The organism is Nocardioides pocheonensis (assembly GCF_003725535.1).
Classification (GTDB): Bacteria; Actinomycetota; Actinomycetes; order Propionibacteriales; family Nocardioidaceae; genus Marmoricola; species Marmoricola pocheonensis.
Genome location: NZ_RJSF01000007.1, coordinates 101212 through 121107, shown reverse-complemented (window position 1 = coordinate 121107; position 19896 = coordinate 101212). Strand labels below are relative to the sequence as shown.

General features: G+C 71.7%; 17 protein-coding genes and 1 riboswitch. Of the genes, 7 read left to right on the top strand and 10 right to left on the bottom strand.

Annotation, left to right across the window (positions count from 1 at the left end; all coding sequences use genetic code 11):
• The coding region (locus EFL26_RS03755) for an HNH endonuclease signature motif containing protein (protein ID WP_148046628.1) at positions 1-789 on the top strand (789 nt) is incomplete at its 5' end.
• Between the two features lie 331 nt (positions 790-1120).
• Here the strand turns inward: EFL26_RS03755 and rarD are convergent.
• A complete protein-coding gene (gene rarD, locus EFL26_RS03750) occupies positions 1121-2029 on the bottom strand; it encodes an EamA family transporter RarD (protein WP_221176834.1) in 909 nt (302 codons plus the stop codon).
• A gap of 23 nt (positions 2030-2052) precedes the next feature.
• Here rarD and EFL26_RS03745 point away from each other — a divergent pair, with 23 nt between their 5' ends.
• Positions 2053-2517, top strand: a complete 465-nt coding sequence (locus EFL26_RS03745) for an SRPBCC family protein (RefSeq protein WP_123221546.1) — start codon at positions 2053-2055, stop codon at positions 2515-2517.
• A gap of 9 nt (positions 2518-2526) precedes the next feature.
• Here the strand turns inward: EFL26_RS03745 and EFL26_RS03740 are convergent, their stop codons facing one another.
• Together EFL26_RS03740 and EFL26_RS03735 are read right to left on the bottom strand one after the other, a co-directional pair.
• The gene (locus tag EFL26_RS03740) at positions 2527-3609 is read right to left on the bottom strand and encodes a 2-oxoacid:ferredoxin oxidoreductase subunit beta (RefSeq protein WP_123221545.1); all 1083 of its coding nucleotides are present in this window, start codon (positions 3607-3609) and stop codon (positions 2527-2529) included.
• Positions 3606-5540 carry a 2-oxoacid:acceptor oxidoreductase subunit alpha gene (locus EFL26_RS03735; RefSeq protein ID WP_123221544.1) on the bottom strand — a complete coding sequence of 645 codons (1935 nt, stop codon included), beginning with the start codon at positions 5538-5540 and terminating at the stop codon, positions 3606-3608. The genes EFL26_RS03740 and EFL26_RS03735 overlap by 4 nt, the downstream gene beginning before the upstream one ends.
• Before the next feature lie 282 nt (positions 5541-5822).
• Here EFL26_RS03735 and EFL26_RS03730 point away from each other — a divergent pair, with 282 nt between their 5' ends.
• From EFL26_RS03730 to EFL26_RS03715, 4 genes are read left to right on the top strand one after another with little or no spacing between them, the layout of a single operon-like run.
• Positions 5823-6872 (top strand): sulfate ABC transporter substrate-binding protein, encoded by a 1050-nt coding sequence (locus EFL26_RS03730; RefSeq protein ID WP_123221543.1) that lies wholly within the window; start codon positions 5823-5825, stop codon positions 6870-6872.
• The gene (cysT, locus tag EFL26_RS03725; protein WP_221176833.1) at positions 6869-7732 is read left to right on the top strand and encodes a sulfate ABC transporter permease subunit CysT; all 864 of its coding nucleotides are present in this window, start codon (positions 6869-6871) and stop codon (positions 7730-7732) included. Before EFL26_RS03730 ends, cysT begins: the two co-directional genes overlap by 4 nt.
• The gene (locus tag EFL26_RS03720) at positions 7725-8534 is read left to right on the top strand and encodes a sulfate ABC transporter permease subunit (RefSeq protein WP_221176832.1); all 810 of its coding nucleotides are present in this window, start codon (positions 7725-7727) and stop codon (positions 8532-8534) included. Before cysT ends, EFL26_RS03720 begins: the two co-directional genes overlap by 8 nt.
• Before the next feature lie 23 nt (positions 8535-8557).
• Complete coding sequence (locus tag EFL26_RS03715) at positions 8558-9562, top strand: sulfate/molybdate ABC transporter ATP-binding protein (RefSeq protein ID WP_123221542.1); 1005 nt, start codon at positions 8558-8560, stop codon at positions 9560-9562.
• Between the two features lie 3 nt (positions 9563-9565).
• Here EFL26_RS03715 and atzF read toward each other — a convergent pair whose 3' ends face one another.
• From atzF to EFL26_RS03685, 6 genes are all read right to left on the bottom strand, one after another.
• Positions 9566-11176, bottom strand: a complete 1611-nt coding sequence (gene atzF / locus EFL26_RS03710) for an allophanate hydrolase (protein WP_123221541.1) — start codon at positions 11174-11176, stop codon at positions 9566-9568.
• Positions 11173-13140, bottom strand: coding sequence for a 5-oxoprolinase/urea amidolyase family protein (locus EFL26_RS03705; protein WP_123221691.1), 1968 nt, complete (start codon positions 13138-13140; stop codon positions 11173-11175). Before EFL26_RS03705 ends, atzF begins: the two co-directional genes overlap by 4 nt.
• A complete protein-coding gene (locus EFL26_RS03700; protein ID WP_123221540.1) occupies positions 13140-13760 on the bottom strand; it encodes an urea amidolyase associated protein UAAP2 in 621 nt (206 codons plus the stop codon). The genes EFL26_RS03705 and EFL26_RS03700 overlap by 1 nt, the downstream gene beginning before the upstream one ends.
• On the bottom strand, positions 13757-14455 hold the full coding sequence (locus EFL26_RS03695) for a DUF1989 domain-containing protein (RefSeq protein ID WP_123221539.1): 699 nt from the start codon (positions 14453-14455) through the stop codon (positions 13757-13759). Before EFL26_RS03695 ends, EFL26_RS03700 begins: the two co-directional genes overlap by 4 nt.
• Positions 14452-16029, bottom strand: coding sequence for an amino acid permease (locus EFL26_RS03690; protein WP_123221538.1), 1578 nt, complete (start codon positions 16027-16029; stop codon positions 14452-14454). Before EFL26_RS03690 ends, EFL26_RS03695 begins: the two co-directional genes overlap by 4 nt.
• Positions 16030-16082: 53 nt before the next feature.
• Positions 16083-16193, bottom strand: a riboswitch (guanidine-I (ykkC/yxkD leader).
• A 133-nt stretch (positions 16194-16326) separates the two neighbouring features.
• Entirely contained in the window at positions 16327-17121 is a 795-nt protein-coding gene (locus tag EFL26_RS03685) for an alpha/beta fold hydrolase (protein ID WP_123221537.1), read from the bottom strand.
• A gap of 81 nt (positions 17122-17202) precedes the next feature.
• On the opposite strand from EFL26_RS03685, the gene EFL26_RS03680 reads away from it, so the two are divergent.
• Complete coding sequence (locus EFL26_RS03680) at positions 17203-17796, top strand: PadR family transcriptional regulator (RefSeq protein WP_123221536.1); 594 nt, start codon at positions 17203-17205, stop codon at positions 17794-17796.
• Between the two features lie 82 nt (positions 17797-17878).
• Here EFL26_RS03680 and EFL26_RS03675 read toward each other — a convergent pair whose 3' ends face one another.
• Positions 17879-19771: a S53 family peptidase gene (locus EFL26_RS03675; protein WP_123221535.1), complete on the bottom strand. Its 1893-nt coding sequence runs from the start codon at positions 19769-19771 to the stop codon at positions 17879-17881.
• Between the last annotated feature and the right edge of the window lie 125 nt (positions 19772-19896).

Sequence of the window (19896 nt, the reverse complement as noted above, 5' to 3'; positions counted from 1 at the left end):
ATCGACCACGACCAGGTCTCCTTCGCCGGCACCTCCCGGGTCCACGGCGAGCTCGACCTCGCCGATGCCATCGACCTCGACGACGCCGTCCGGCGGGGCGCCGAACAACTCAAGGTTCTCGGGAACGAGGAGTCCCTCGACGTGCGCCGGTCACTCGCGGTCGGGATGCTCGCTCGGGGTCAGCAGGCCATCGAGTTCGAGGCGGCGGTGGTTTCGGCAGGCTCAACCACCCAACTGAGCGGCTCAACCAGCCCGAAGGCCCGCGCCGTGGTGCTCTACGTGCACCTCTCCGAAGCCGCACTGACCTCCGGCGACCGGCTCGCACCGGCGTGGCTGGAGAATGCCGGCGGGCACCTGGTCACGGCTGGGCAGGTCGCCGGCTGGTGCAGGGCAGGCTCGACCACCAAGGTGACGGTCAGGCCCGTCCTCGACCTCGCCGCAACCCTGCACTCGACCGGCTACCAGCCGAGCCCCACCCTGACCGAGCAGGTCGAGCTCCGCGATCGCACCTGCGTGTTCCCCTGGTGCAACCGACCAGCGCGGTCCTGCGACAAGGACCACATCGTCCCCTGGGAGTCGGGCGGTCCCACGTCCAGCGACAACCTCGCTGCCCTCTGCAGACGCCACCACCGGTTGAAGACCCACGGCGGATGGACCTACACGATGCTCACGCCGGGTGAGTACCTCTGGCGCAGCCCCCACGGCTACGCCTGGCTGCGCGACCGCAGCGGCACCACCGATCTGAGCCCGCCGGCCGTGCCCAGCCCGGCGGATCCACCCGACCAGTAGCCAGCCCGCCCCGCACCCGGCGCACGCGCCGGGCCAGCGGCATGCCCGGACGCCGGTCGCGGGCGAGCGAGCGGTGCTGGCCGGATCCCCCGGGCACCGGCCGCCTCCGGACGACAGTGGTTTCGGCAAGCTCAACCGCCGGGGTTGGGGTCCGGCCCGGCGGGTGGTTTCGAGGCTCGCTGGCGCTCGCACCTCAACCACCGACGCTCCGCAGTCTCGCGGCCGACGATGAGACCCCGCCGCGCGCCGTACTCCGTTCTCGCCGCCGGTTCGCCCGGTACGGACCGCCTCCCACTGACCTGGCTTCGGCAAGCTGAGCCAGCCATGGTCGTCACACAGCAGACGCGCCGACCGCCAGCCGCGACTGCTGGCGGCGGTACTGACCGGCCTCGAGGGTGAAGACGACCAGGGCGACCCAGACCAGGGCGAAGCCGAGCCAGCGGATCGCCGACATGTGCTCGCCGAGCACGGTGACGCCGAGGAGGAACTGCAGGATCGGGGCGAGGTACTGCAGCAGGCCCAGCGTGGTCATCGGGACGCGGATCGCCGCGGCTCCGAAGCAGAGCAGCGGCACGGCGGTGACGATGCCGGTCGAGGCCAGCAGCAGGCTGTGCCCGGGGCCGTGGCCGACGAAGTGGCCGTCGCCGGCGGCGCCGAGCCAGAAGAGGTAGGCGAGCGCGATCGGCACGAGCACCAGGGTCTCGTAGGTCAGGCTCTCCACGGCCTCGACGTCGGCCTGCTTCTTGGCCAGCCCGTAGGTGCCGAAGGAGAAGGCCAGCGTGAGCGCGACCCAGGGTGGGTGGCCGTAGTCCACGGTGAGGCCGACGACCGCGACGGTGGCGATGCCGAGCGCGGCCCACTGCCACGGACGCAGCCGCTCGCGCAGGATCACCACGCCCATCAGCACGGTGACAAGTGGGTTGATGAAGTAGCCCAGCGACGTCTCCACGACCCGGTGGTGGTTCACGCCCCAGATGTAGGTGCCCCAGTTCACGGCGACGACCACCGCGGCGACCGTGAGCAGGTTGCGCTCACGATGCTTGCGGAAGATCCGGCGGAGCTGCGGCAGCCGACGCGATGCGGTCACCACCACCAGCATCGTGAGCAGCGACCACGCGACGCGGTGGGCGAGGATCTCCACCGCTCCGGCGGGTTCGAGCAAGGGCCAGTACAGCGGGAACAGCCCCCAGAGCAGGTACGCCGCGACGCCGTACCCCAGGCCGCCACGACGTTCCGCCACGCGACGACTCTAGAGTGAGCCGCATGTCGAGCTTCGTCGTGACCCGGTCCGCCGTGGTCGCGGCCCGACCCGAGACGGTCCGGGCACTCGTCGAGGACTTCCGCGCCTGGCGGCAGTGGTCGCCCTGGGAGGACCTCGGCGACCTGCGGCGCACCTACACCGGCGCGGAGTCCGGTGTCGGTGCGCGGTACGCCTGGGAGGGCGGTCGCCGGGCGGGGGCGGGCTCCATGGAGATCGTCGCGGCGACGCCGGAGTCGGTGCGGATCGAGCTGCAGTTCCTCAAGCCGTGGCGGGCGACGAACCAGGTCGACTTCACGTTCGCGCCGGCAGGCGAGGGCACGCAGGTGACCTGGACGATGACCGGCACGCACACAGGCGTGGCGAAGCTGTTCGCGCGCTTCGTGAACGCCGACAAGCTCGTCGGCCCCGACTTCGAGAAGGGGCTGGCGAAGCTCAAGGCGCTCGCCGAGGCGTCCGGGACCGCCTGAACGAACGGGCTAGACGATGGTCCAGGTGTCGCTGCCCGAGATCAGCCCGGCCAGCGCCACCTGCGGGTCACCCTGGTCCTGGCCGGCCTGGGCGATCTGCTGGCGCGCCTGGTCGTCGTACGTCGGCCGGTCGACGTCGCGGAAGATCCCGATCGGCGACTGGTGCAGCACACCGGCGTCGGTGAGCCGCGACAGCGCGAACGCGGTCGACGGGTCGGCGTTGTGCGCGTCGTGGACGACGAGGGCGTCGGTGCCGACCTCGGCGACCTGCGCGACCTCGACGCCGCCGGACGCCGAGCGGACGATGCCCTTGCTGCCGAGGCCGTCCTCGCCGGGGGCACCGAAGCGGATCGGCTCACCGTGGACGAGCGGGATGATCGCGTCGACCTTGGTGTCGTTGTCCTTGACCGCGTCGAACGCGCCGTCGTTGAAGATCGGGCAGTTCTGGTAGATCTCCACCAGCGCCGTGCCGCGGTGGGCCGCAGCGGCCGACAGCACCGAGGTGAGGTGCTTGCGGTCGGAGTCGATCGTGCGCGCGACGAAGGTGGCCTCGGCGCCGAGGGCCAGCGAGACCGGGTTGAACGGGTGGTCGACCGAGCCCAGCGGGGTGGACTTGGTGATCTTGCCCGGCTCCGAGGTGGGGGAGTACTGACCCTTGGTGAGCCCGTAGATCCGGTTGTTGAACAGCAGGATCTTCAGGTTCACGTTGCGCCGCATCGCGTGGATCAGGTGGTTGCCACCGATCGAGAGCGCGTCGCCGTCACCGGTGACGACCCAGACCGAGAGGTCCTCCCGCGCGGTGGCGATGCCGGTCGCGATCGCCGGCGCGCGGCCGTGGATCGAGTGGATGCCGAAGGTGTCGAGGTAGTACGGGAACCGCGACGAGCAGCCGATGCCGGAGACGAACACGATGTTCTCCCGGCGCAGGCCGAGCTCGGGCAGGAAGCCCTGCACCGCGGCGAGCACGGCGTAGTCGCCGCAGCCGGGGCACCACCGGACCTCCTGGTCGGAGGTGTACTCCTTGCGGTTCTGCGGGCCGTCGGCGGTCGGCACGCCGGCCAGGCCGGGGAACGGCAGCTCTTGGGTGGTCACTTCACGGCCTCCATCTCGCCGGTCGCGTCGGTGGTCGGCACGGGCCCGGTGTGGGCGATCAGGTCGGTGATCGCCTCGGCCAGCTCGGCGGCCTTGAGCGGCATGCCGTTGACCTGGTTGTAGCCGACCACGTCGACGAGGTACTTCGCCCGGATCAGCAGCGAGAGCTGTCCGAGGTTCATCTCGGGGATCATCACGGCGTCGTACCGCTTGAGGATCTCGCCGAGGTCCTTCGGGAACGGGTTGAGGTGGCGCAGGTGCACCTGCGCGACGTCCAGGCCGTCCTTGCGGACCCGCCGGCACGCGGCGCCGATCGGGCCGTACGTCGAGCCCCAGCCCAGCACGAGGACGCGAGCCCTGCCGGACGGGTCGTCCACCTCGAGCGGCGGCAGCGACTCGGCGATCCGGTCGACCTTCGCCTGCCGGATCCGGACCATGTAGTCGTGGTTGGCGGGGTCGTAGGAGATGTTCCCGTGACCGTCACCCTTCTCGAGACCACCGATGCGGTGCTCGATGCCCGGGGTGCCCGGGATCGCCCAGGGACGCGCGAGGGTCTCCTCGTCGCGCAGGTAGGGCCAGAAGGTGTGCGTCTCGGTGCCGTCGTCGGCGACCGAGACCTTGTTCGGCCCGGTCGCGAAGGCGGGGTCGACGGTCGGGAGCTCGGAGATCTCCGGGATCCGCCACGGCTCGGAGCCGTTGGCCAGGTAGCCGTCGGAGAGCAGCATCACCGGCGTGCGGTAGGTGACCGCGATCCGCACGGCCTCGAGCGCCGCGGAGAAGCAGTCGCCCGGCGACTGCGGCGCCACGATCGGCACCGGCGCCTCGCCGTTGCGGCCGAACATCGCCTGGAGCAGGTCGGCCTGCTCGGTCTTCGTCGGCAGGCCGGTCGAGGGGCCGCCGCGCTGGACGTCGATGATCACCAGCGGCAGCTCGGTCATCACCGCCAGCCCGATCGTCTCGGACTTCAGCGCGATGCCGGGGCCCGACGTGGTGGTGATCCCGAGCGCGCCCGCGAACGACGCCCCCAGGGCAGCGCCGATGCCGGCGATCTCGTCCTCGGCCTGGAACGTGGTGACGCCGAACCGCTTGTGCTTGCTCAGCTCGTGCAGGATGTCCGAGGCCGGGGTGATCGGGTAGGAGCCGAGGAACACCGGCAGCCCGGTCTGCACGCCGCCCGCCACCAGCCCGTAGGCCAGGGCGAGGTTGCCCGAGATGTTGCGGTAGGTGCCGACCGGCATCGCCGCGGGCTTGATCTCGTACTGGACCACGAACGCCTCGGTGGTCTCACCGAAGTTCCAGCCGGCCTTGAAGGCCGTGATGTTCGCGTCGCGGATGTCGGGCGCCTTGGCGAACCGCGCGGTCAGGAAGTCGATCGTGGTCTCGGTCGGGCGGCCGTACATCCACGACAGCAGGCCCAGCGCGAACATGTTCTTCGCACGAGCGGCGTCCTTGCGGGACAGCCCGAACTCCTTGACCGCCTCGACGGTCATGCCGGTCAGGTCCAGCACCGAGAGGTTGTACGTCGCGGCGAGGCTGCCGGGACCGTCGTCGTCGAGCGGGTTGGACTCGTAACCGGCCTTGGCGAGGTTGCGGCCGGAGAAGTCGTGGGAGTCGACGATGATCGCCGTGCCGGGCACCATGTCGGCGAGGTTCGCCTTCAGGGCGGCGGGGTTCATCGCGACGAGCACGTCGGGCGCGTCGCCCGCGGTCAGGATGTCGTGGTCGGCGAAGTGCACCTGGAACGACGAGACCCCCGGCAGCGTGCCCTGGGGCGCGCGGATCTCGGCGGGGAAGTTCGGGAACGTCGCGAGGTCGTTGCCGAACGCCGCGGACTCCTGGGTGAACCGGTCTCCGGTGAGCTGCATGCCGTCACCGGAGTCGCCCGCGAAGCGGATGATCACCCGGTCGAGCTGCTGGACCTGCTTGGCCACGCGAAACGCCTTCTTCTCCTCGAATGCAGCCAGGGGGCGGCTGCGTGCGCCCCACGGCGCACACCGATGCTATGGCGGTCATCCTAGGGCCGGAATAGAACACGTTCTAGTGGCCCTCCTCCGCTACCACGATAGTCGGCACTTCCCGGATCTGGAGCCGATCTCAGCAGCCAAGCGCTCACGTGACGCGCCTCACTCGCTCTGATTTGGCATTGAAGTACTAAACTGTAGTAACTTACGCGACTAAGTAACCGACTCGGGCCCGTATGAAGGAGCACACGCATGACCAGCAAGCACGCCGTCACCCCGCACCAGGGTCGTCGACGAGGCCTGGCCCTCGCAGCCGGAGTCACCGCCGCCCTCGCGGCGCTCACCGGCTGCGGCGCGACCTCCGACGCGGCGTCCTCGTCGAACACGATCAACCTGGTCGCGTACTCCACGCCGCAGACCGCGTTCAAGTCGATCGAGGCGGCCTTCGAGAAGACCTCGGGCGGGAAGGACGTGTCCTTCAAGGAGTCCTACGGCCCCTCGGGCGACCAGAGCCGTGCCGTCGCGGGCGGCCTCAAGGCCGACTTCGTGAACTTCTCCCTCGAGAGCGACGTGACCCGCCTCGTCGACGGCGGGCAGGTGGCCGCTGACTGGAACGCCGGCCCGGACAAGGGCATCGTCGCCGACTCCGTCGTCGTGATCGTCGTCCGCAAGGGCAACCCGAAGCACATCGAGGGCTGGGACGACCTCGTCAAGCCGGGCATCCAGATCGTCACGCCGAACCCCGCCTCGTCCGGTGGTGCCCGCTGGAACACGCTGGCGGCGTACGGCCACGTGCTGGCCCAGGGCGGCACCGAGGACCAGGCGAAGGACTACCTGACGAAGTTCTTCCAGCACGCGGTCTCGCTGCCCGGCTCGGCGCGCGACGCGCTGACCTCCTTCACCGGCGGCAACGGTGACGCCCTGATCTCCTACGAGAACGAGGCGATCCTCGCCCGGCAGAACGACCAGGACGTCGACTACATCGTCCCGGACCAGACCCTGCTCATCGAGACCCCGGCGGCCGTCACCAAGGACGCGACGCCCGCGGCGAAGAAGTTCCTGGACTTCCTCTACACCCCGGAGGCGCAGAAGGACTTCGTGAAGTCCGGCTACCGGCCGGTGGTGGACGGCGTGACCGCCGACGTCGAGGGAGCGAACGACCCGTCGAACCCGTTCCCGACCCCCGCGAAGCTGCTCACCATCGAGGGCGACTTCGGCGGCTGGCCGGCGGCGCAGAAGAAGTTCTTCGACGACGGCGCGATCGTCCCGACCATCCAGGAAGCCACCGGGAAGACGCAGTGAGTCAGACGACCTCCACCCTCCCTCGGGAGGTCGCCGGCCGGGCGGTGCGTGAGCACCGCCCGGCCCGGTCGGTCAACGCGCTCGGGCGCGGCAGCGGGCTCGCGCTGGGCACCTCGCTGATCTGGTTCAGCCTGCTCGTGCTGATCCCACTCGCCGCGGTGGTCGTCCAGGCGACCAACGGCGGCTGGAGCGGTTTCTGGCACACCCTCACGAACCCCCAGACGCTCGCCGCGCTGAAGCTGACCGTCGGCGAGTCCCTGCTCGTCACGGCGCTGAACGTCGTGATGGGGACCACGATCGCCTGGGTGCTCGTTCGCGAGCGGTTCCCGGGAGCCGCGATCCTCGACGTGGTGATCGACCTCCCGTTCGCGCTGCCGACGATCGTGGCCGGGCTCGTGCTGCTGCTCCTGTACGGGCCGCGGAGCCCGCTCGGGATCGACGTCGCCAACGCCCGTCCGGCGGTGTTCCTGGCGCTGGCGTTCGTGACGCTGCCCTTCGTCGTCCGCACCACCCAACCGGTGCTGGAGGAGCTCGACCGGGATGTCGAGGAGGCTGCCTCGTCGCTCGGGGCGAGCGCCCTGACGACCTTCCGCCGCGTGATCCTGCCCAGCCTGGTCCCGGCGGTCGCGGCGGGAGCCGCGCTCTCCTTCGCCCGGGCGATCAGCGAGTACGGGTCGCTGGTCCTGCTCTCCGGCAACCGGCCGTTCAACACCGAGGTCGCCTCGGTCAGGATCATCGGCTACATCGAGGGGGACAACCTGGCCGCTGCGTCGGTGATCGCCTCGGTCCTGCTCGTCGTGGCGCTCGTCGTCATCGTCGTGCTCGACCTGATCCAGAGGCGGGTGAGCCGCCGTGGTTAGGTCCTCCCCGCTGCTGCGGCTCGTCCTGCGCACCGTCGTCGTGGGCTACCTGGTGCTCCTCGTGGCCTGGCCGGTCTCCCTGGTCGTGACGCACACGTTCGACGGCGGCTTCAGCGCGCTGTCGAAGGCCTTCGCCGACCCCGAGGTGACCCACGCGCTGCAGCTCACGGCGATCGTCGCGCTCAGCTCGGTGGCGATCAACCTCGTCTTCGGGGTGACCATCTCGATCCTGCTGGTGCGCTACGAGTTCCCCGGCAAGCGGCTCCTCTCGGCCCTGCTCGACGTGCCGCTGTCGGTCTCGCCGGTGGTGGTCGGGCTCGCCCTGCTGCTGGTGTACAACCCCCGCAGCGGATGGCTCGGCCCGGCCCTCGCGGACGCCGGCGTCCAGATCATCTTCTCGACGCCCGGGATGGTCCTCGCGACCACCTTCGTGGCGCTGCCGCTGGTGATCCGCGAGGTCGTGCCGGTGCTGGAGGAGATCGGCGACGACCAGGAGTGGGCGGCCCGCAGCCTCGGCGCGAGCTCGTTCCAGACGCTGCGCCGGATCACGCTGCCCGGCGTCAAGTGGGCGCTGGTGTACGGCGTCGTGCTGGCGCTCGCCCGCTCGCTCGGAGAGTACGGCGCGGTGAAGGTCGTGTCCGGCAACGTGGTCGGCTCGACCCAGACGGCCACCCTGCTGGTCGACCAGCGCTACCAGAACTTCGACCAGCCGACGGCGTACGCGCTGTCGTTCCTGCTGGCCGTGGCGTCGGTGGTCTGCATCGTCATCGTCTCGGTCCTGCGCCCGAAGCAAGAAGCCTGAGTCCAGAACATGAGGTACGACCGATGAGCATCGACATCTCCCACATCACCAAGCGCTTCCCTTCGGCAGGCTCAGGAAAGGAGCCCTTCGTCGCCCTCGACGACGTCAGCCTGACCATCCCCTCGGGCCGGCTGACCGCCCTCCTGGGCCCGAGCGGCGGCGGCAAGTCGACGTTGCTGCGGATCATCGCGGGCCTCGAGAACGCCGACTCGGGTGCGGTGACGATCGAGGGCACAGACGCGACCCACCTGCCGGCACAGAAGCGCAACGTCGGCTTCGTGTTCCAGCACTACGCGGCGTTCAAGCACATGAGCGTGGCGAAGAACGTCGCGTTCGGCCTCGAGATCCGCAAGCGGCCCAAGGCCGAGGTCAAGCAGAAGGTCGACGACCTGCTCAACCTCGTGCACCTGACCCAGTTCGCCGACCGGCTGCCGTCGCAGCTCTCCGGGGGCCAGCGTCAGCGGATGGCCCTCGCCCGGGCGCTGGCGATCGAGCCGAACGTCCTGCTGCTCGACGAGCCTTTCGGTGCCCTGGACGCCAAGGTGCGCAAGGAGCTGCGCGAGTGGCTGCGCCGGCTGCACGACGAGGTGCACGTGACCACCATCTTCGTCACGCACGACCAGGAGGAGGCGCTCGAGGTCGCCGACGAGATCGTCGTGATCAACGAGGGCCGGGTCGAGCAGGTCGGCACCCCGGACCAGCTGTACGACGCCCCGGCCAACGACTTCGTGATGCGCTTCCTCGGCCCCACCACGGAGATCAACGGTGTGCTCCACCGACCGCACGACATCGAGGTGTTCACGCACCCGGGCATCGCCGGCTCGATCCCGGCCCGGGTCGTCCGCGAGCTGCGGGTGGGCTTCGAGGTGCGGCTCACCGTCGAGCTCCTCGACGCAGCCCACGAGGAGATCACCGTGACCGTCACCCGGGCGCACCACCGCTCGCTCGGGCTGCGCCCGGACCTCGACGTCTGGCTCGCGCCGACCCACGGGGCCGTCGTACCGGTGATGGAGTCGGTCACCGCCTGAGGCTCACGACCGCGACGCGAGCCACGCCCTCCAGCCGCCGAACCCCGTGATGTCGCGCGCGGGGTCGGCGCCGTCGGCGGTGCACACGAACCCGAGCACCGACGACCCGTCGGCGAGCTCGAGCGGTCCGAGCGCGAGCGGGGGCAACACCGTGGCCGTGAAGCCGGCCAGCTGCGTCGCCGGCAGTCGCCACACCTCGACCTCGACGCCCTCGCCCGGCGACGTCCCGCCGCGCACCCGGGTGAGCCCGGGCCGCGGCAGCGGTCCGTCGACGAGGAACATCCGGTAGTCGGGCGCGGTGCGGGTGGTGTGCGCGAGCGTCGCGCCCCGCCGGAGCAGCTCGCCGTTGAGCGGCTGCCCGCTCAGGTGCGCACCCGCGACCGCGAGCATCACGTCGTCGGCCTCGCGTCCCTCGCCGGCTGCGGCCGGCTCGCCGCACCAGGTGGCCGCGAGGTCGAGCAGGGCGAGGTCGTGGCCCGCCGGGGCGAGCAGCTGGACGCCGAACGGCAGCCCGTCGGCGCGCGGCGGGCCCGGCACGGCCACGGCGCAGAGGTCCAGCAGGTTCGCCATGTTGGTGAACCTGCCGAGCCGCGCGTTGACCCCGACCGGGTCCGCGGCGACCTCGGCGAGGGTGGGGTGGGTCGGCGTGACCGGGAGCAGCAGCGCGTCCAGGCGGGACCACAGCGGCTCGGTTGCGCGGGCCAGCTCGGCGAGCCGTCCGAAGCCGGCGAAGGCGTCCGCAGCCGTCAGCGCCGCCCCGCGCCGGACGATGTCGCGGACGGTCGGGTCCACCGCGGGGTCGTCGTCCATCCGGTCTCCGAACGCCAGCCACCGCTCGGCCAGCCAGGGTCCGGAGTAGAGCAGCTCGGCCGCCTCGAGCAGCGGGGTCACGTCGACCGGGACGACCGCACCGAGCTCGTGGGCGTGCTCGACCGCCTGCTTCCAGGCCAGGTCGTGGCCGGCGTCGAGGCCCAGGTCGCCCTGGGGCACGCCGATCACCGGTGGCCCGACCGGCAGCGCGACCTGCGTGAGCCGGCGGGCGAGGGGGTCGCGGTCGTCGTACGCGTGCATCACGTCGAAGACGCGTCGGGCCAGGGCCACGGACCGCGCCATCACGGTCACGCAGTCCAGCGTGCGGCAGGCCGGGACGACGCCGCGGGTGGAGACCAGACCCCGGCTCGGCTTCACGCCGACGAGCCCGTTGAAGGCCGCCGGCACGCGGCCGCTGCCGGCGGTGTCGGTCCCCAGGGCGAAGTCCGCCAGACCGCGGGCGACCGCCACGGCGCTGCCCGAGCTCGAGCCCCCGCTCACGTGCGTGTCGGAGTAGACCGACGTGCACGCGCCGTACGGCGTGCGGGTGCCGACCAGCCCCGTGGCGTACTGGTCGAGGTTGGTCTTGCCGACGGGGACGGCCCCCGCCTCGACCAGCCGCTCGACGACGAACGCCGACTCCGCAGCGGGCTCCGTGTTGCGCGGATCGGCCGCCGTGGTGGGCAGCCCGGCGAGGTCGATGTTGTCCTTGATCGCGAAGGTGAGGCCGGCCAGCGGACCGTCGCCGCCGTAGACCGCGCGCTGCTCCTCGGACAGCGTCGAGATGAACACCGGTCCGGTCATGCCAGCCACCGCTTCCTCTCCTCGTCGAACGCTGAGCGCCGCAGCGCGCGGACGCGTGCGATCTCGTCGCCCGCCTCGTGCTCGAGGCTCCGGACCTCGGCCAGCGAGAACGTCGCCGGTGCGACCTCGAGGTCGGCCCGGCCCTCCTTGATCGCCCGCCGCTGCTCGGCGAGCTGGTCGGCGGTCACGGGGCGGAACCGGATCCGGTCGAACTGCCGCAGCAGCCAGGGCTGCTCGTCTCGGTCCGAGAGCCGCCAGACCGGGACGGTCCGGCCGACCAGCTGGTAGCCGCCCGGTCCCTCCATCCCGTAGACACACAGGTAGATGCCCCCGATCCCCACGGCGTTCTCCGGCGTCCAGGTGCGCGCCGGGTTGTACTTCGTGGTGACCAGCCGGTGCCGCGGGTCGATCGGCACTGCGACGGGCGCGCCGAGGTAGACGTCGCCGAGGCCCACGACGAGGTACGTCGCGGCCGAAACCACGTCGAACACCTCGTCCCGGACCGGGAGCGCGTTGACCCGGCGGATGAACTCCACGTTGTCCGGGCACCAGGGCGCGTCCGGACGCACCGACGTCGCATAGCGCCGCATCGCCTCATGGGCAGCCGGGTGGTCGAACGCGATCGGCAGCGTCACCTCGCGCGCCGGGAGCACCGCGGTCTCCGGGTCCTCCAGGCCCGTGGCGAGCACGGCGACGTGCTTGCCGGCCGTCTCCAGGTCGAGGTCGGCCGTGTCGACGGCCACCAGCAGAGATCGCACCCCTTCGACGATCTCGACGACCCCCGTCGGCCGGTCGGCCCGAAGCGCCTCGGCGAGGAGGTGGATCCACACCCGCACGCGCAGGTCCAGCTCGGGCGGCCCGGCCTCGACCAGCAGGTGCCGGTCGCCCGACCGCCGGATCGTGTACGCCGGCGCGGTGCTCGTCGCCTCCGCCTCCTGCAGCGCCTCGGGCCGTGCGAGGGAGGTGACCGGCGACGGGTCGAGGTCCTCGCCCGGGTCGGACCGGCCGAGGCGGAGGCCGGCGAGCCTGGCCCGGCGTACCTCCATCGCGCGGGCCGCCTCCTCCGGAGTCACCGGGACCAGCCGGACGCGGTCGCCGGCGCGCAGCTGTCCGAGCATCCAGCGGTCGGCCTCGACCACGACCGCCGGGACCACGAAGCCGCCCAGCGACGGGCCGTCCTTGCCGACGATCACCGGGGTGTCGCCGGAGAGCATGATCCCGCCCACCGGGTAGGCGGAGTCGTGGACGTTGGACGGGTGCAGGCCGGCCTCGCCGCCGTCGGTGCGCGCCCAGCCGGGGGTGGGCCCCACCAGCCGGACCCCGGTGCGGTCGGCGCGGTGGTCGACCTGCCACACCTCGGTGAACAGCGCCGCCACACCCTCGTCGGTCAGGTGCTCGGGAGCGCCGTGCGGACCGGCCACGACCCGGACGGCCCACTCCTCGGTGAGCGTCGGCAGCACCGGCGCCACCGGGGCGAGCAGGTTCTCCCGCCGGCCCAGTGGGAGGGCGTCACCGTCCATCAGCGGGCGCCCGTCGAGTCCGCCGAACCCGCCCAGCATGAAGGTGGCGCGGCTGCCCAGCACCCGCGCCACGTCGAGGCCACCTTCGACCGCGACGTAGCCGCGCATCCCCGGTCCGGGCAGGGGTCCGACGTCGAGAACGGCCCCCGCCGCGAGACGGGTCACGTGGCCGGCGGCGAGCGGCCGGCCGCCCACCGTTGCCTGCGTCGCGGCACCGCCGACGCAGACCAGGCGGCTCTCGTCGAGCGTGAGCACGGGCCCGCGCAGCACGCACTCGAGGCCGGCCGCGTTCACGTCGTTGCCGACGCCGGCGTTGACCAGCGCCATGGTGAGCTCGTCGAAGGCCCCCGAGGGCGGCACGCCGACGTCCCACAGGCCGGTGCGTCCGAGCACGTCCTGGACGGTGGTCTGCGCACCACCGTCGAGCACGGTCAGGGTCGCCATCAGTCCCACCACCCGAGCAGCTGCACGGCCGTCGGGTTCCAGCCGTTGCACGGGTTGTTCAGCTGGGGGCAGTTGCTGATCAGCACCAGCACGTCGCGGGTGGCGGTCAGCTCGACGTGCTTCCCCGGTGCGGAGAGACCGTCCTCGAAGGTCAGGTCGCCGGCCGGGGTCACGGGCACGTTCATGAAGAAGTTGATGTTGTGCCCGAGCTCGCGCTGGCCGATGCCCGCGGGTGCGCCGTACCGGAGGAACGTCTCGCGGCAGGCGTGCTGATGCCGGGTGTGCTCGCCGTACCGGACGACGTTGCTCTCCTGCGCGCACGCGCCGCCGAGGGTGTCGTGCCGCCCGCAGGTGTCGTCGGTGATCACGGCGAGCTCGTCGAGGCGGTTCGAGAGCAGCCGCGACCCGGTGGTCAGGAAGACGGCGCCCTGCTCGCGCACGGTGTCGAAGGCGGAGTAGCGGTGGGCGATGTCGTGGGCGTCGTAGAGCAGCGTGTCGACGGCCTGGTTGCCGTGCAGGTCGACGATCCGCAGTCGTCCTCCGGCCGGCACCTCGACGAGTGCGCCGTCGCCGGGCTGGACGACCGTGTCGATCACGGTCGCCTCGAGGGTGCTGGTCATGCCACGACCCTCCGGCACATCTCCAGCGCGCGCGCAGACTCGTCCCGGAACAGCCAGCTGGCGTCGTCCTCGGCCGGCCACGGCGCGGACCCGACCTCGACCTGGACGCCGGCCGGCCCGTACGCCGCGCCCGACAGCGGGTGCGGCGCCGTGGAGAGCACCAGCAGCACGTCCTGCTCGGTGCGCAGCACCACCTGGTCGCCGGCGGTCGTGTGGCCCGCCTGCCAGGCCAGCGACGCGGACGCGTCGTCGGCGATCGCGACCTTGCTGAAGAAGTTCACCGGCCCGTGCAGGTCGGCCTCGCCGAGCCCGTGCTTGGTCAGCTCGCTGATCAGCCCCGACCGGGCGGACCGGCGCCAGTCGTTGCGGTCGGCGGCGTAGCTCGACGGGCCGAACCGCTCGAGGTGGGCGTCGTGGCCGAACCCGGTCAGGCAGTCGTGCCAGTCGCTGGTCGACGACACCACCGAGGCCAGCGCGAGCCCCCGGTCGGACATCAGCACCATCGGTGGCCGGATCCGGGCCGACATCTGCGCCTTCATCGTGTCGGGGACGTTGAGCCGGTCGAGCCGGTCCGCGCCGAAGAGCAGCACACTGACGTTCGCGTCGTCGCCGAGCGCGGTCAGGGTCACCAGACGGCCGGCGCGGACCGGCGTCGACCAGGCCGCACCACCCGGGACCTCGTGGGCCCAGCTCACGCCTCCTCCTCGACGATCGCGCCGCCCAGCTGGGGGTGCGGCAGCGAGAGCGGGGCCACCGGGTCACCGATCGCGCGGTGGTACGCCGTGCGCTGACCGAGGTAGGCGACCACGCCGCCGACCGCAGTCACCGCGAGCGCGATCAGCGGCAGGTAGTGGAGGTACCAGCCCTCGCCCGCGGGGTCGTAGACCTCCGCGCGCGGCCAGCCGAGGTTGATCGTCATGAGGGCGCCGTAGGCCACGGCGACGACGTTCACGACGGTCCCGGCACGGCCGAGGCTGAACAGCGGGCGGCCGTCCTCGTCGACGCCGTCCGGCAGCGTGCGGCCCTTCAGCCGGCCGACCAGGAGCGGCACGGTGACCATCAGGTAGGCGATGTAGAGCAGCATGATGCAGACGCTGGCGAGCCCGAGGAAGAGACCGGCGTTGCCCACGTTGACGAGCAGGCAGGCGGCCGCGCCGACACCGGGCACGACCGTGGCGAGGACCGGCGTACCGGTGCGCGGCGAGACCTTGCTCAGCTGGGACGAGAACGGCAGCACGTGGTCGCGGGCCATCGAGAAGATCATCCGTGCGGCTGCGGTCTGGATCGCCAGCGTGCACACCGAGACGGCGAAGGCCACGTCGAGCAGGAGCAGCTTGCCGGTGGTGGTGCCGAGCTGGCTGGTCAGCACGTAGGGCAGGCCCTGGAGCCCGAGCTTGCCGTCGGTCAGCGAGGGCGCCGACATCAGCGCGGCGACGATGAGGAACGCGCCGCCCAGGCCTGAGACGACGACCGCGCGGATGATCGTGCGCGGCGTCGTGGCGCGGGGCCGGTGGGTCTCCTCGGACAGCTCGCCGGCGCTGTCGAAGCCGACCAGCACGTAGGCGGCCATCAGTGCCGAGATCAGCAGCGGTACGACGTAGCCGGTGGTGTGGTCGAGGTTCGTGGTGTGCAGCACCACCGACGGGCCGCGCTCGGCGTGGCCGAAGAGCAGCACCACCAGCAGCACCACGCCGATCAGCTCGCAGGTGACGCCGACGGAGTTGACCAGTGCGGTCGTGCGCACGCTCAGGGCGTTGAGCGTGGTGGTGACCACCAGGAGCAGGCACCCGAGCAGCACGGCGTTCGCGGCGCCGTCACGGGATCCGAGCGACGGGTCGTTGCCGACGACCTGGAAGCCCGACCACACGGCCGGCAGGACCACCTGCAGGGCGATCGCCGCGGCGGCGACCGTGATGATCTGCGCGATCACCATCGTCCAGCCGGCCGCCCAGCCGACGACGGCTCCGCCGAGCCGGCGCGACCACTGGTAGATCGCGCCGGAGATCGGGTAGTGCGCGGCGAGCTCGGCGAAGCACAGCGCGACCATCAGCTGGCCGGCGAGCACGGCGGGCCAGGTCCAGAAGAACGCGGTCCCGCCGAAGCTGAAGCCCAGCCCGAACAGCTGGAACACGGTGGTCAGGATCGAGACGAACGAGAAGCCGGCCGCGAAGGACGCGTAGGTGCCGACACGGCGGGAGAGCTGCTGGTGGTAGCCGAAGCTCTCGAGGTCGTCGGCGCTGACGGCGTCGACCGAGGTGGAGACTGACATCCGGTCCTCCGAAAAGGTTGGCCCGGAGGTGCGCGCACGCCCGGGGCCGGCTGGCCTCCCGGGCTTTTGTCCCGCCGTGGAACGGTCCGCACCGCGCTGTGCCGACCGCTTCCCCTCTCGGACCAGTCCTCCACGGATGGAGCGGAACCCTAGGGGCGCCCCGCCCTCGTCGGCGGGTCGGAACCACTACAGGACGCCGCAGTTTCGCGGCGATGCAGCACGTGTGAAGTCTGTGTTACCTCCTGCTCACATGCCCGTCCCGGCAGCAGGACGCTGCCGGGACGGGGGTCGAGTGGGTCAGCCGAGCCGGGCGACGAACCGCTCGACGTGCCGGGCGACGGCACCGGGCACCTCCAGCATCGGGAAGTGGCTGCACGCGTCGAGGCGCTCGACCTCGAACCAGCTCAGCTCGGCGGCCTCCGCCTGCTGCGCGGCCAGGTAGTCGTCGCCGGCGGGCTGGGCGTAGAGGTGCAGGGTCGGGCACGGGTCGTCGAGCCGGGCCAGCGCCTCCAGCGGCGTACCGGACGTCGCGAAGGACGCGGCGATCTCGCGGCCGGCCCGGCGCCAGTGGTCGAACCCGTAGCCGGCCATGCCGTCGACGTAGCGGTGCACGGCGGGGGAGCCGACCCCGTCGGTCCACATGCCGAAGAGGGCGGCGCGCACGTCCTGCCAGGCATCCGCGTCCTGCAGCCCGGCGAGGGCGTCGGTGAAGCCCGGCGGTGTGCCGAGGACCATCCAGTCCAGCAGCACCAGCCCGGGCACGCGCTCCGGACCGAGCCGGCGACGCAGCTCGATGCCGTGCCAGCCCGCGTGGGAGAGCGCGACCGGGACGACGCGGTCGACCCCGGTCTCCTCGAGCAGCGCGACCAGGTCGTCGACCTGCTGCACCGAGTCGAAGTCATCGACCTGGTGGGCGTTGCCGCCGTGGCCGCGAAGGTCGCAGACGAGCACGCGGCGGCTCCTTGCCAGGTGGGCCGCCGTCGTGTCGAAGACGTCCCGGTCGCCGCACCAGCCGGGCAGCAGCAGCAGGGTCGGGGCACCGGTGCCCAGGTCGTCGTACCCGGTGCGGGTGGGGGCGGGTGCGGTGGTCATGCGGGCCTCCTCTCAGATACTGCCCTTTGCAGTATGTGTGTCAGAGTAGATACTGCACAGGGCACTATGTCAAGATGCGCCATGGCCCGACGCACGACGACCTCCTACGCACTGCTGGGGCTGCTCGCGCTCCGCTCGTGGACCACCTACGAGCTGGCGAAGCAGGCGCAGCGCAGCCTCAACTGGTTCTGGCCCCGGGCCGAGCGCAAGCTGTACGACGAGCCGAAGCACCTCGTCGAGGCCGGGCTCGCCACCGCCCACGCCGAGTCGACCGGGAAGCGTCCCCGCACCGTCTACGCGATCACGCGCGCCGGCCGCCGCGAGCTGGCGGCCTGGCTCGACGAGCCGGCTGCGCCGCGGGCCGGGGAGTTCGAGGCGATGGTCAAGGTGTTCTTCGCGGACGCGGGCGACCTCGACCAGCTCCGCGCGACCCTGGAGCGGATCGAGGCGGAGGCCGGCGACCGGGTGCGGGCCCTCGCCGACATGGCGGCGCGCCCGCCGCTGTTCGCCGAGCGGGTGCACCTCAGCGCGCTGACCCTGCGCCTCCAGCTGGACCAGGAGCGCACGGTCCTGGCCTGGGCCGGTTGGGCCCGGCAGCAGGTCGACCAGTGGCGCTCGACCACGGACCCCGGCGAGTGGGACGCGCAGGCGGTCCTCGACGCGATCGCCGAGTAGTCGGTCCGTGAATGCCGAGTGGCCAGTCCGTCGTACGCGAGGCACGACGGACTGGCCACTCGTGTGACCTAGCGCTGCGGGATCACAGCACGTTGAACCAGGCGGTGTTCGGTGACCCGAGGCCGGTGACGTCGTCCCACCCGCGGCTGACCGTCAGGCTGCTGTCCTGGTTGAAGGTGCGCACCGAGTACAGGATGCCTCCCGAGCCGTCCACGCCGTTGGCGTAGTCGGCCCGGACGTTGCCGGCGTCCTTGCCGGGGCCGGTGACGTCGGTGAACGCACCCTTCGAGCCGTAGATCGCCGGGTTGAGCAGTCCCGCGCCCTCCGGGTGGTCCTGGAGCGCGAGCGCGGTCATGCCGGCGAACAGCGGCGAGGCCAGGCTGGTGCCGCCGATCCGGTACTCGCCGTACTTCACGACGCGGTGCGGGAACAGCTGGGTCTGGCCCACGAGCATCCCCGTGGTCGGGTCGGCGTCCATGGCCATGTCGGGCACGGCCCGCTGGGTGCCGGGCAGCTGCGCCTGGTAGGCAGGCTTCGCGAACAGCGAGGAGAAGCCGCCACCCGCGCCGTAGAGGTAGCCGATCGAGGTCCACCCGGTGCCGTCCGCGGAGAGCGAGTACTTCTCGGTGCCCCAGCCGGTCTGCCAGCTCAGGGAGTTGCTCGACCCGATCGCGGTCGAGGTTCCGCCCACCGCGGTGACGTACGGGTCCGAGGCCGGGTAGTCGGTCTGGACGACGCCGCTGTTGGCGAGCTCGTCGCCGTTGTCACCGGAGGAGAAGAGGAACGAGATCCCCTGCAGCGCACCCTGCAGGAAGACCTGCTCGTACGCCGCGATGCTGTCAGCGGTCTCGTTCGCGTCCAGGTCGCCCCACGAGTTGGTCACGACCTGGGCCTTGTCCTCGTCGACGACCTGGCCGAGCGAGTCGAGCAGGTCGGCGTCCAGGCAGCTGGCCGCGCCGTAGTAGCGGATGTTCGCGCCCTGCGCCATCGCGTGCACGGCCTCGACGTCCAGGGTCTGCTCACCGGACCAGCCGGCGGGGTCGCAGAGGTGCGTGTTCGTGAACTTCGGGGCCACGACCTGGGTGTACTGGCCGGACGCGTACGGCGCGTCGCCGTTCGTCGCGGCGTACGTGCTCGCGTCGGCGGCCATCGTGGTCGAGGCGTAGGCGTCGGTGATCGCGACGGTGATGCCGGCCCCGGTCAGGGTGCTCCCGCCCTCGTAGGCGCCACGGAACTGTGCGCCCTTGTAGCCGCAGACGGCGTAGGGCAGGGTCGCGCCGTTGAACTTCGGCAGCGGCGTGGTGCCGTCCGCCTTCGTGGTCGCCGGGATCTGGCCGTAGTACGCCGAGCACGGACGCGCGTTGACGAAGGCGTCCGGCAGCGGCGAGGCGTTCGGCTTCGTGATGTGCGGGGTCGTGTCGATGCCGGTCACGGTCAGCACCTTCGAGGCCAGGGCAGCCGGCACGCTCAGCGCCGAGGTCGGTGCCTGGACGGTGTCGCCGTTGTGCACGAAGCGGCCGATCTGGGCTCCGAAGGCCTTCTCCGCTCCGCGGACGGTGCCGCTCACCGAGACGTAGCGGTTGCCCGATGCCACACCGTCGACGTGCAGGCCGGCCCCGGAGAGCCAGCTACGGACGGCGCTGACGTCCGCGGCCGTGGGAGCGTACGTCGCGCGGTACTGCGCCGGGGTCAGGAACGAGCGGTAGCTCGCACTTCCCGGGGTCGAGACGGCGAGAGCGGCCTGCTTCAGCGCGGCGAGGCCGCCCTGCGGGGCCAGGTAGACCCGGCCGTGCACGGCGGCCGACGAGTCGGCCGCCCCGAGGTGCCGCGCGTGCGCGGTCCACAGCGGCTTGGTGTGCGGGACGGCCTTGCGGCCGTCGGGCTGGGCCGCCTGGGCCGGGCCGCCGGCCGCGAGGGCGGCGGTGACCAGCGTGGCCCCGGCCACCAGGGTGGCACTGATGGTGCGACGGAACATGAAACATCCTCCGAGGATGGAGGGTCCCGGATGGGGACCTCTGAGTGGCGCCGTGTCTCGACGCCGGCTCAATCTCGCAAATCAAAGCCGCCGATGCCAGACCCTGGGCCGGAAATCTTCCGGCG

What these genes read in the sequence shown, in the direction of transcription:
- EFL26_RS03690 (WP_123221538.1), bottom strand. Translation starts at nt 16,029, where the DNA reads ATGTCAGTCTCCACCTCGGTCGACGCCGTCAGCGCCGACGACCTCGAG.
- EFL26_RS03700 (WP_123221540.1), bottom strand. Translation starts at nt 13,760, where the DNA reads ATGACCAGCACCCTCGAGGCGACCGTGATCGACACGGTCGTCCAGCCC.
- EFL26_RS03685 (WP_123221537.1), bottom strand. Translation starts at nt 17,121, where the DNA reads ATGACCACCGCACCCGCCCCCACCCGCACCGGGTACGACGACCTGGGC.
- EFL26_RS03745 (WP_123221546.1), top strand. Translation starts at nt 2,053, where the DNA reads ATGTCGAGCTTCGTCGTGACCCGGTCCGCCGTGGTCGCGGCCCGACCC.
- EFL26_RS03680 (WP_123221536.1), top strand. Translation starts at nt 17,203, where the DNA reads ATGGCCCGACGCACGACGACCTCCTACGCACTGCTGGGGCTGCTCGCG.
- EFL26_RS03705 (WP_123221691.1), bottom strand. Translation starts at nt 13,140, where the DNA reads ATGGCGACCCTGACCGTGCTCGACGGTGGTGCGCAGACCACCGTCCAG.
- EFL26_RS03715 (WP_123221542.1), top strand. Translation starts at nt 8,558, where the DNA reads ATGAGCATCGACATCTCCCACATCACCAAGCGCTTCCCTTCGGCAGGC.
- EFL26_RS03675 (WP_123221535.1), bottom strand. Translation starts at nt 19,771, where the DNA reads ATGTTCCGTCGCACCATCAGTGCCACCCTGGTGGCCGGGGCCACGCTG.
- atzF (WP_123221541.1), bottom strand. Translation starts at nt 11,176, where the DNA reads ATGACCGGACCGGTGTTCATCTCGACGCTGTCCGAGGAGCAGCGCGCG.
- EFL26_RS03730 (WP_123221543.1), top strand. Translation starts at nt 5,823, where the DNA reads ATGACCAGCAAGCACGCCGTCACCCCGCACCAGGGTCGTCGACGAGGC.